Consider the following 10,201-nt stretch of genomic DNA (forward strand, 5'->3'; position numbering starts at 1 on the left):
CTGGGGCGGGGCCGCGGGGGGGGTGTTGGGGGGCCGCGCCCACCCCCCCCGTCCGGGGCAGGTCAGACGCGGGTCACCGCGACCCGGACCTTCCGACCGTCCCCGACCACGCCGTCCGAGCCCTCGGCCACCTCGCCGTACTCGGCCGACTCGGCCAGGGTCTCCTCCTTCACGAACGCCTCGAACCGGCGCACCGCGTCCTCCGCGTCCGACGGCAGCTGCACCACCAGGCGGATCCGGTCCGACACGTCCAGCCCGGCGTCCTTGCGCGCCTGCTGCACCACGCGCACCAGGTCGCGGGCCACGCCCTCGGCCGCCAGCTCCTCGGTCACGACCGTGTCCAGCACGACCAGCCCGCCGCTGTTCGGCAACGCCGCCGTGGCGCCCTGGTCGGTGGCGACCAGCCGCTGCTCGTACTCCTCCGGGAACAGCTCGATCCCGGCGGCCACGACCTTGCCGTCCACCTCCTGCCAGTCACCCGCCTTCACGGCCTTGATGACCTTCTGCACGTCCGGCCCGAGCCGGGGACCGGCGGCACGCGCGTTGACCGCGAGCTGGAAGTGGCCGTGCGCGTCCACGTCCGTGGTCAGCTCGACCTCCTTGACGTTCACCTCGTCCCGCAGCACCTCGGTGAACGCCGCCAGCGGAGCCACGTCCGCCGCCGCGATGACGAGCTTCGCCAACGGCAACCGCACCCGCAGCCGGTTGGACTTGCGCAGCGACAACGCCGTGGACGCCACCTGCCGCACCTGGTCCATCGCGGCCACCAGCTCGTCGTCCGCGGGCAGGTCCGCCACCGACGGGTAGTCCGCCAGGTGCACCGACCGGCCACCGGTCAGCCCCCGCCAGACCGACTCCGTGGTCAGCGGCAGCAGCGGCGCGGCCACCCGGCACACGACCTCCAGCACGGTGTGCAGCGTGTCGATCGCGTCCTGCTCGCCCGCCCAGAACCGGTCGCGCGAGCGCCGCACGTACCAGTTGGTCAGCACCTCCAGGAACTCCCGGATCGACGCGCACGCGCCGGAGACGTCGTAGGCGTCCAGCTGCGCCGTCACCCCGGCCACCAGGTCGTGCGCCTTCGCCAGCACGTACCGGTCCAGCACGTGCGGCGAGTCGGTCCGCCAGGTGCCCTCCACCCCGTCCGCGTTGGCGTACAGGGCCAGGAAGTACCAGGAGTTCCACAACGGCAGCACGGCCTGCCGCACCGCGTCGCGGATGCCGCGCTCGGTCACCACCAGGTCGCCGCCGCGCAGGATCGGGGACGCCATGAGGAACCACCTCATCGCGTCGGACCCGTCGCGGTGGAACACCTCGTTGACGTCCGGGTAGTTCTTGCGCGACTTGGACATCTTCTGCCCGTCGTCGCCCAGCACGATCCCGTGCGCCACGCAGTTGCGGAACGCCGGCCGGTCGAACAGCGCCGTGGCCAGCACGTGCATGGTGTAGAACCAGCCGCGCGTCTGGTTGTTGTACTCGACGATGAAGTCGCCCGGGTAGTGGTCCTCGAACCACGTGCGGTTCTCGAACGGGTAGTGCACCTGGGCGAACGACATCGAGCCGGACTCGAACCAGCAGTCCAGCACCTCCGGCACCCGCCGCATGGTCGACCGACCCGTCGGGTCGTCGGGGTTCGGCCTGGTCAGGTCGTCGATCGTGGGCCGGTGCAGGTCGGTCGGGCGCACGCCGAAGTCGCGCTCCAGCTCGTCCAGCGAGCCGTAGACGTCCACCCGCGGGTACGCCGGGTCGTCCGACACCCACACCGGGATGGGCGAGCCCCAGAACCGGTTGCGGGAGATGTTCCAGTCGCGGGCGTTCTCCAGCCACTTGCCGAACTGGCCGTCCTTGACGTGCTCGGGCACCCAGTTGATCTGCTGGTTCAGCTCGACCATGCGGTCCTTGAACCGGGAGACCGCGACGAACCACGACGACACCGCGCGCTGGATCAGCGGGGTGTCGCACCGCCAGCAGTGCGGGTACGGGTGGTCGTAGGTCTCGTGGCGCAGCAGCAGGCCCGCTTCCTTCAGGTCGCGGATGATCGCCTTGTTCGCCTCGAAGACCTGCTGCCCCTCGTACGGCGGCACGTCGGCGGTGAACCGGCCGTGCGCGTCGACCGGCACGACGACCTCGATGTCCGCCGCGTCGGTGACGACCTTGTCGTCCTCACCGAAGGCCGGGGCGATGTGCACGATGCCCGTGCCGTCCTCGGTGGTGACGTAGTCGGCGGCCAGCACCTGGTGGGCGTTCTCCCGGCCGACGAAGAAGTCGAACGGCGGCGCGTACTTGCGCCCGACCAGGTCCGCGCCCTTGACGCGGGCCACGACCGGCGGCTCCTCGCCCAGCTCGCGGGCGTACGCGGGCACGCGGGCCTCCGCGAGCAGGTAGCGCTCGCCGTTCGCCTCGACCGTCACGTAGTCCACGTCCGGGTGCACGGCGGCGGCCAGGTTCGACGGCAGCGTCCACGGCGTGGTCGTCCACACCAGGGCGAGCTCGCCGGTCTCCAGGCGCAGGCCGACGGTGACCGCCGGGTCCTGCCGGTCCCGGTAGGTGTCGTCCATCTTCGTCTCGGTGTTGGACAGCGGCGTCTCGCAGCGCCAGCAGTACCAGAGCACCCGGAAGCCCTCGTAGACCAGACCCTTGTCCCACAGGGTCTTGAAGGCCCACATGACGCTTTCCATGAAGTCCAGGTCGAGGGTCTTGTAGTCGTTGTCGAAGTCCACCCAGCGGGCCTGCCGGGTCACGTAGTCGCGCCACTGGTCGGTGTAGCGGAGCACCGACGTGCGGCAGACCTCGTTGAACTTCTCGATGCCGAACGCCTCGATCTCGCTCTTGGACGAGAACCCGAGCTGCTTCTCCGCCTCCACCTCGGCGGGCAGGCCGTGGGTGTCCCAGCCGAAGCGCCGCTCGACGTGCTTGCCGCGCATGGTCTGGTAGCGCGGGATGAGGTCCTTGACGTACCCGGTGAGCAGGTGGCCGTAGTGCGGCAGGCCGTTCGCGAACGGCGGGCCGTCGTAGAAGACGAACTCGTTCGCCCCGTTGTCCCCGGCCGGGCGGGCGTCGATCGACGCCTGGAACGTCCCGTCGGACTTCCAGAAGTCGAGCACGCCCTCCTCGAGGGCGGGGAAGGACGGCTGGGAGGGAACGGAACCCTCGCCTGCCTTCGGGTAGGCCATCGTGCTGCTCCTCGCGTGCGTCGACCGGCTCACGGGGACGACACGCCGGTCACGGCGCACCGCGGTACCACCCCGCTTGCCAGGGCGCGAGGGCACTGGCCTCTCTTTTCGACGGCTGTGACGGGCCGCTCCCGTCCGGCTCTACTGAGGCGCGACCGCGCCCGTTCTTCCGGAGGCTCCCCGGTGATGGCCGGATCAACGCCGTGCTACCACCCAGGGTAGCCGAACGGCGCAAACCGCTTTGACCAGGTGCGCACCGACGCCCTCCGCCCGCGCGACGCGGAGCAGCCGGGCGGCTTCGGCCGGATCGACTCCGGCCAGGCAGGTTCGGTCAGGCAGGTCAGGTCAGGCAGGTTCGGCAACGTCGGCCGTAAAGGTTCGGGCGGGTCGGCTCCGGCACGGCGGGTCCGGCGGATCGGCTCGGACCGGACTAGGCGGGTTCCGACCGGTCGGCGGCCCGTTTGCGGGCGGAGAGGCCGGCGTCCGGGCGGCAGACCGCGCACGGCGTGAACCCGAGCCGGCGGGCCTCGTCGACCGGCAGGCCGAAGGTGGACCGCGACCCGAGCCAGACGCACTCGGGGAGGTGGTAGCGCGGACGTTCGTCCACCACCCGCACCTCGTCGGTGAGCTCGCTCACCACCAGGGCGTCGGCAGCGTCGGTGTCCTCTTCGCCGGGCTCGAGGTCCACCTGATCGTGTCGGACGCCCGGCGTGTCGGACCCGGTCTCGTCCGCCGGGAGCGGTCGATCACCGGTGACGACCGGGTGGTCGACGACTGCGGTGCCGGCAGCCCCGGGGCTCGACCGGCGGCGAAGCCACCAGTCGAGCACCAGGACCACGGCCGCGGCCCCGCTCGCACCCACGGACAACCAGGCCCAGTAGGTCTGGGCGCTGGTCAGCGCGGGCACGAGCAACCCCAGGGCTGCCAGCACCAACAGCAGGACTATGGAGAGCACGCGCAGCAGACTAGATCAGCAACGCCGATCAGCCGGCCTCGGCGCGCGCCCCGAAGGAGTAGCCACCCTGCTGACGGCCCTCGGACGGCGCCGCGGGGGCACGGTCCTGCAGGTCGCGCAACGACGACTCGAGCATCGTCTTGAGCCGGGTGCGGTACTCGCGCTCGAAGGTCTGCAGCTTGTCGATCTGCTTCTCGAGCGTGTTCTTCTCCTGGGTGATGTTGCCCATCACCTCGGCGTGCTTGCGCTGCGCGTCGCGGTCGAGCGCGCTGGCCTTCTCGCGGGCCTGCCGCTCCAGCGTCTCGGCGCGGGTTCGCGCGTCGTTGAGCATGGTCTCGGCACGCGTGCGCGCCTCGTTGACCATGGTGTCGGCCTTGGACCGCGCCTCGGACAACAGCTGCTCGGACTTGGTCCGGGCCTCCGACAGCATCCCGTCGGCCTCGGCCTTGGCCTCGCCGGTGAGCCGGTCGGCCATCTCCTGGGCCAACCCGAGCACCTTCGCGGCCTGGACGTGGTGGTCCCCACCACCGCCGGGCGACGTCTGCTCCAGCGCCGAGGGGGGTGGCACCGGTGCGAGCCGGCGCGGCTCGTCGACGACGCGGCTCGGGCCGACGCCCGCGGCAACCTTCGCCCGGGCGTCTTCGAGGTCGGCACGCGCGGTCTCGACCTGCTGGTCGAGCTGCTCGACCTGCTGGCGCAGGTCGTTGTTCTCCTCGATCAGTCGGGCCAGTTCGCCCTCAACCAGGTCGAGGAACGCGTCCACCTCGTCCTCGTTGTAGCCCCGCTTGCCAATCGGCGGCTTGCTGAACGCGACGTTGTGCACGTCCGCGGGGGTCAACGGCATCAGATCACCTCACGCACTCTGGGCTGTGGACATCCCCGGTCCCCTCACCTGGGATCGGCTACTCGCATCAGAATGATAACGACCAGCAACAGCACAATAATGGACAAGTCCAGTCCGACGCCGCCGATCCGCACGGTCGGGATGATCCGACGCAGCAAGCGGACCGGAGGGTCGGTCACGGTGTAGACGGTCTCGAGCGCCACCGCGACACCGCCCGCAGGCCGCCAACTCCTGGCGAAACTACGGACGAGCTCCACCACGACACGCGCCGTGAGCAGCAGCCAGAACGAGAACAACACGTAGTAGACCACGAGCCAGAGGGCATCCACAGCATCAACTGTGCCATCACTCACCCCTGGTTGAGGAACCCGCCCTCCGCGAGCCGCCTCCGGTCCTCCGCCGTGACGTCGATGTTCGGCGGTGAGAGAAGGAACACCTTGTTGGTGACCTTGTCGATGGAGCCGCGCAGCGCGAACGCCAACCCGGCCGCGAAGTCCACCAGGCGCTTGGCGTCCGCGTCGTCCATGTCGGTGAGGTTCATGATCACCGGCGTGCCGTCGCGGTAGTGCTCCCCGATGGTCCGCGCCTCGTTGTAGCTGCGCGGGTGCAGGGTGGTGATGCGGCCCAGCTGGTGGTTCGCCGGTTCCGGGGCGGGCCGCAGCCTGCCCACCGGCTCGCGTTGCGGCTCCACGGCCAGCGCTCCGTGCGTCTCCGGGGTCCACGGCCGCCGCGGGCGGGCACCGCGCTCCGGCTGCTCGTAGTCGTCCGCGTCGTCGAGCTCGGCGCGGTAGCCGTTGAACGAACGGCGGCGGGCGGTGCGCTGCTCCGGGTACCGCTGGTCGTAGTCGTCCGCGTCGGCGTACTCGGACCGGTAGTCCGCGTAGCGGCGGTCGTCCTCGTAGGCGGCCGGGTCGTCGGCGTACTCGGCGGGAACCATCCCGAAGTAGGCCTTCAGCTTGTGAAACCCGCTCATGGCTCGAGCCCTTCCTCCGCCGAGATCCCTACCCGCAAGGACGTCGCGGCCGTCCCAGAGGTTCCAGACAGTTACGGCGAGGCTAGTCTCCGGCTGCCCATCAACGCTGTTCCGACACGCACGCACGTAGATCCGTGTGCGATGGCATCCTCCAGGTCACCGCTCATCCCCGCCGAGATCACGGTGGCACCGGGATGATCGGCCCGCAAGCGGGTTACCGCTTCATAAAGAGCGGCAAACGCCTGCTGTGGAGACATCCCAAGGGGTGCGACGGTCATCACACCCCGGAAAATAAGTTCACTCGATCGTGCTACGTGATCGGCCAGTCGCGGAAGGTCACCGATCGGGTGACCACCGCGGGTCTCGTCGCCGTCGATGCTGACCTGGACGAGCACTTCGGTGGGTTCGGTCGCCGCCTTGGCGATGGCGTCCGCGAGCCGGGTCGAGTCGACCGTGTCGACCCGGTCGGCCCAGCGCAGGACCGACTTGGCCTTGTTGCGCTGCAACGAGCCGACCATGTGCCACTTCGCCGCGGCGCCCGGCCGCAGCTCGGCGAACTCGGCGGTCTTGCGGCTCGCCTCCTGGTCGCGGTTCTCCGCGAACGCGGTGAGCCCGAGGTCGCTGAGGATCACCACGTCCTCGACCGGGAACGTCTTGGTGACGGCCAGCAGCTCGACCTCGTCCACCGACCTGCCCGCGGCGGCGCAGGCGTCGGCGATGCGCTCCCTGACCTCGGCCAGCGACAGGGCCAGCTCCTCGCGCCGGTTCACGGTTCCATCCAGACGACGCCGGCGAGCCGGCCCGTGCCGGGGTCGCGGCGGTGGCTGAACAGCGACTTCTCCTCCACCGTGCACCGCGGGTCGACGCCGATCCTCGCCACGCCCGCGTCGGCCAGCTGCTGCCAGATGCCCGCCCGCAGGTCCAGGGCGGGCTTGCCGGACCTGGTCTTCGACGCGCTGCCCGGCAGGTGCTGCTCGACGTCGTCGCGCATCGCGGCGGGCACCTCGTAGCACTGGCCGCAGACCGCCGGCCCCAGCAGCACCTCGACCCGGTCCTTGCTCGCGCCCAGCTCGACCATGCGGTCCAAAGCGGCCGGGACGACCCCGACCCGCGCGCCGACCCGCCCGGCGTGCACGGCGGCGATCACGCCCGCCTCGGGGTCACCGAGCAGCACCGGCACGCAGTCGGCGGTCAGCACGACCAGCCCCAGCCGCGGCTGGGCCGTGACGACGGCGTCCGTGGCCTCCAGCGGTTCGGCGGTGGGCCCGTCGACGACCCCGACCGTGCGGCCGTGGACCTGTTCCATCCAGACCAGCCGGTCCGGGGTCAACCCGATGCCCTCGGCCAGCCGACGCCGGTTGGCGGCGACCGCGTCGGGGTCGTCACCGACGTGGTCGCCCAGGTTGAAGGAGTCGTAGGGAGCTTTCGACACGCCGCCTTCGCGGGTGGTGAGGACACGACGGATGCGCACGCCCCCAGCTTCCCAGACCCCGCGGGTCCGACGCTCGGGTCCCGCTCGCCGGACCCGCGAACCACGGTAGGCCCCCGGCCGGACGCACCGGACCCCCGAGCTCCACGTTCGGGTCGGCGGGTGCCGTCCTGGACGCGGACCTCGGGGGTCCGGTGTTCGACTCGCGGGTCAGCGCCGCATGAACGGCGGCACGTCGACCTCGTCGTCGGGGTCGTCCGTCACCGGCACGGCCCGGCTCGGCAACGACCCGCTGGTGTTCCCCTGCACGTTCGGCGACAGCGACCTCGGCATGGTCGGCTGCGGCGTGGTGTACGAGGTCTGGCCGTTGCCCTGGCCCGGCTGCGACTGCTGCGGCACGGTCGGGCGCTGCTGCACGACCGGTGGCGGCTGCTCCACCTGCTGCACGGGCTGCGGCTGGATCTGCTGCTGCTGGACCTGCGGCACCTGCTGGACCTGCGGCGGCTGCGCGTGGCTCAGCTGACCGGCGGTGCCCGCCGCGACGGGCGTGCCGCGCGGTGGGCTCGACAGCGCCTGGGGTTCCAACTTCTTGTGCGTCGGGCCGCCGCTGTCGAAACCGGCCGCGATCACCGTCACCCGCACCTCGTCACCGAGCGAGTCGTCGATGACCGTACCGAAGATGATGTTCGCGTCGGGGTGGGCCGCCTCCTGCACCAGCGAGGCCGACTCGTTGATCTCGAACAGCCCGAGGTCGCTGCCGCCGGCGATCGAGAGCAGCACGCCGTGCGCGCCCTCCATCGACGCTTCCAGCAGCGGCGAGTTGATCGCCTTCTGCGCGGCCTGCACCGCTCTGCCCTCGCCGCGGGCCGAACCGATGCCCATCAACGCGCTGCCCGCACCGGACATGACCGACTTGACGTCGGCGAAGTCCAGGTTGATCAGACCGGGCGTGGTGATCAGGTCGGTGATGCCCTGGACACCGGACAGCAGCACCTCGTCCGCGGAGCGGAACGCGTCCATCAGCGAGACGCCGATGTCCCCGAGCTGGAGCAGCCGGTCGTTCGGGATCACGATGAGGGTGTCGCACTCGTTGCGCAGCGCCTGGATGCCGTCCTCGGCCTGCTTGGCGCGGCGCTTGCCCTCGAACGAGAACGGTCGCGTGACCACACCGATGGTCAGCGCGCCGAGCTTGCGGGCGATCGAGGCGACGACGGGTGCGCCACCGGTACCCGTACCACCGCCCTCGCCCGCGGTCACGAACACCATGTCCGCGCCCTTGAGGACTTCTTCGATCTCTTCGCGGTGGTCTTCGGCGGCCTTGTGGCCGACTTCGGGATTGGCGCCGGCTCCCAGGCCGCGGGTGAGTTCGCGGCCGATGTCGAGCTTCACGTCGGCATCCGACATGAGCAGCGCCTGGGCGTCGGTGTTCACCGCGATGAACTCGACGCCCTTGAGCCCGACCTCGATCATGCGGTTGACGGCGTTGACACCGCCACCGCCGATGCCGACGACCTTTATCACCGCGAGGTAGTTGTGCGGGGGCGTCATCGGTCCGCCTTCCTGATCGTGTCCGTGCTCATGTGCTGGAGTGGATGACCACCGGTGTCACAGCCCGGACGGATCTCCACCCGGATTGAAACTCTCAACCAGAGGTTCAGAGTTATGTCAACCCCGTATGTTCCTGCTGGACGTTATGCATCAGGAATGCCTCGGTCCAGCAGCCACGCCGTGTTGTGTCCTGACCGGGTGAGCGGTCTCTACTCGCCGGTCACCCCGTCGAGCAGTTCCCGCACCACGTCCAGGTGCCCCGCGTGCCGACCCGTTTCCTCGATCATGTGGATCAGCACCCAGCGCGCGGAAAGCCGCTCGTCGCCGCGGAACGCCACCTCGTGGTCGAGGTCGAGGCCCGCGGCGAGTTCCCGACTCACCGTGCACTGCGCAGCGTAGTCGTCGAGCAATCCCGAGATCGTCTCGCCCGGCTCGATGCGCCAATCCGCGTCCGGGTCCTCACGGGTGTAGGGCGCGCGCATGGGCCTGCCGGCCAGTGCCATCTCGAACCAGTAGTGCTCGACCCAGCGCAGGTGCTTGACGATGCCCGCGGCGGTGTTGAGCTGCGACGGGAGCACCGGTCGACCGGCGTCGGCGTCGGACAGGCCCGCGCACTTGAACTCGATCGTCCCGCGCAGGAAGTCCAGGAAACCGCACAGCAGCGTGCGCTCGTCGCCGGTGTGCGGCAGTGAAATCCGGTTGTCCACCGGCGTCTGGGCCATCCCCGAAGTATCACCGCGACGACGCCCGGGGACGATCGACTTACCCGGATACGTGATGTGGGCAGGTTCACCGCACCACCGGGTTTACGAGACGGTCGGCAGTTCCGGGCTCGACACGTCGAACACCGTGCCCTCGCGGGTCAGCAGGACTTGCAGCACGGCGGCCTTGCGCGGGGTGTCGTCGGCCGAGCCCCAGCGCGCCTGCCGACCGGCGGTCAACGTCAGCCGCACGTCCGACGGCGAGTCCGCGGCGACGCTGAGCACCTCTTCGCGCAACGCCTCGGGCACCTGCGTCAGCACGGTCACCGCCGCGACGACCGCGACCTGCGCCACCTTCAGCTCGGGCAGTCCGGACGGCGGCTGCACCACGGTGGCGTAGTCCTTGCCCGTCGCGTCGATCAGGTGCGCGCCGTCGGGCGCGGTGATCACGCCGACCGGCTCGAGCTCGTGCACGGTCTGCCGCACGGTGCGGGCCTCGAGAGGCTCGACCGGGAGCCAGGAGAGGGGGGGCAGGTGGCGGAACAGCGAGGCGGGGGGGTGGAGGTGCAGCTGGAGCAGCG

General features: G+C 70.5%; 10 protein-coding genes. All 10 read right to left on the minus strand.

Annotated elements, in window-relative coordinates:
* Nucleotides 1-62: 62 nt before the first annotated feature.
* A complete protein-coding gene (gene ileS / locus AB0G02_RS20280) occupies nucleotides 63-3,170 on the minus strand; it encodes an isoleucine--tRNA ligase (RefSeq protein ID WP_360796572.1) in 3,108 nt (1,035 codons plus the stop codon).
* 430 nt (nucleotides 3,171-3,600) lie between these two features.
* A complete protein-coding gene (locus AB0G02_RS20285) occupies nucleotides 3,601-4,125 on the minus strand; it encodes a hypothetical protein (protein ID WP_360796575.1) in 525 nt (174 codons plus the stop codon).
* A 28-nt stretch (nucleotides 4,126-4,153) separates the two neighbouring features.
* Nucleotides 4,154-4,969, minus strand: coding sequence for a DivIVA domain-containing protein (locus AB0G02_RS20290; RefSeq protein ID WP_360796578.1), 816 nt, complete (start codon nucleotides 4,967-4,969; stop codon nucleotides 4,154-4,156).
* Nucleotides 4,970-5,013: 44 nt separating this feature from the next.
* Nucleotides 5,014-5,298, minus strand: coding sequence for a YggT family protein (locus AB0G02_RS20295; protein WP_360796582.1), 285 nt, complete (start codon nucleotides 5,296-5,298; stop codon nucleotides 5,014-5,016).
* A 20-nt stretch (nucleotides 5,299-5,318) separates the two neighbouring features.
* On the minus strand, nucleotides 5,319-5,942 hold the full coding sequence (locus AB0G02_RS20300) for a cell division protein SepF (protein WP_360796585.1): 624 nt from the start codon (nucleotides 5,940-5,942) through the stop codon (nucleotides 5,319-5,321).
* A 71-nt stretch (nucleotides 5,943-6,013) separates the two neighbouring features.
* On the minus strand, nucleotides 6,014-6,712 hold the full coding sequence (locus AB0G02_RS20305) for a YggS family pyridoxal phosphate-dependent enzyme (RefSeq protein WP_360796588.1): 699 nt from the start codon (nucleotides 6,710-6,712) through the stop codon (nucleotides 6,014-6,016).
* Nucleotides 6,709-7,413, minus strand: a complete 705-nt coding sequence (pgeF, locus tag AB0G02_RS20310) for a peptidoglycan editing factor PgeF (protein ID WP_360796591.1) — start codon at nucleotides 7,411-7,413, stop codon at nucleotides 6,709-6,711. The genes AB0G02_RS20305 and pgeF overlap by 4 nt, the downstream gene beginning before the upstream one ends.
* A gap of 168 nt (nucleotides 7,414-7,581) precedes the next feature.
* A complete protein-coding gene (ftsZ, locus tag AB0G02_RS20315; protein WP_360796594.1) occupies nucleotides 7,582-8,919 on the minus strand; it encodes a cell division protein FtsZ in 1,338 nt (445 codons plus the stop codon).
* Nucleotides 8,920-9,128: 209 nt separating this feature from the next.
* Complete coding sequence (locus AB0G02_RS20320; RefSeq protein ID WP_360796597.1) at nucleotides 9,129-9,641, minus strand: DinB family protein; 513 nt, start codon at nucleotides 9,639-9,641, stop codon at nucleotides 9,129-9,131.
* 84 nt (nucleotides 9,642-9,725) lie between these two features.
* A partial coding sequence (locus tag AB0G02_RS20325; protein WP_360796600.1) for a cell division protein FtsQ/DivIB occupies nucleotides 9,726-10,201 on the minus strand: 476 nt, incomplete at its 5' end.

This window comes from Actinosynnema sp. NPDC023658, from assembly GCF_040639995.1.
Taxonomy (GTDB): domain Bacteria; phylum Actinomycetota; class Actinomycetes; order Mycobacteriales; family Pseudonocardiaceae; genus Actinosynnema.

Bases quoted from the DNA above. Each gene is read 5' to 3' on its own strand.
- AB0G02_RS20320 (WP_360796597.1), bottom strand. From the start codon at position 9,641: ATGGCCCAGACGCCGGTGGACAACCGGATTTCACTGCCGCACACCGGC.
- ileS (WP_360796572.1), bottom strand. From the start codon at position 3,170: ATGGCCTACCCGAAGGCAGGCGAGGGTTCCGTTCCCTCCCAGCCGTCC.
- ftsZ (WP_360796594.1), bottom strand. From the start codon at position 8,919: ATGACGCCCCCGCACAACTACCTCGCGGTGATAAAGGTCGTCGGCATC.
- AB0G02_RS20290 (WP_360796578.1), bottom strand. From the start codon at position 4,969: ATGCCGTTGACCCCCGCGGACGTGCACAACGTCGCGTTCAGCAAGCCG.
- AB0G02_RS20300 (WP_360796585.1), bottom strand. From the start codon at position 5,942: ATGAGCGGGTTTCACAAGCTGAAGGCCTACTTCGGGATGGTTCCCGCC.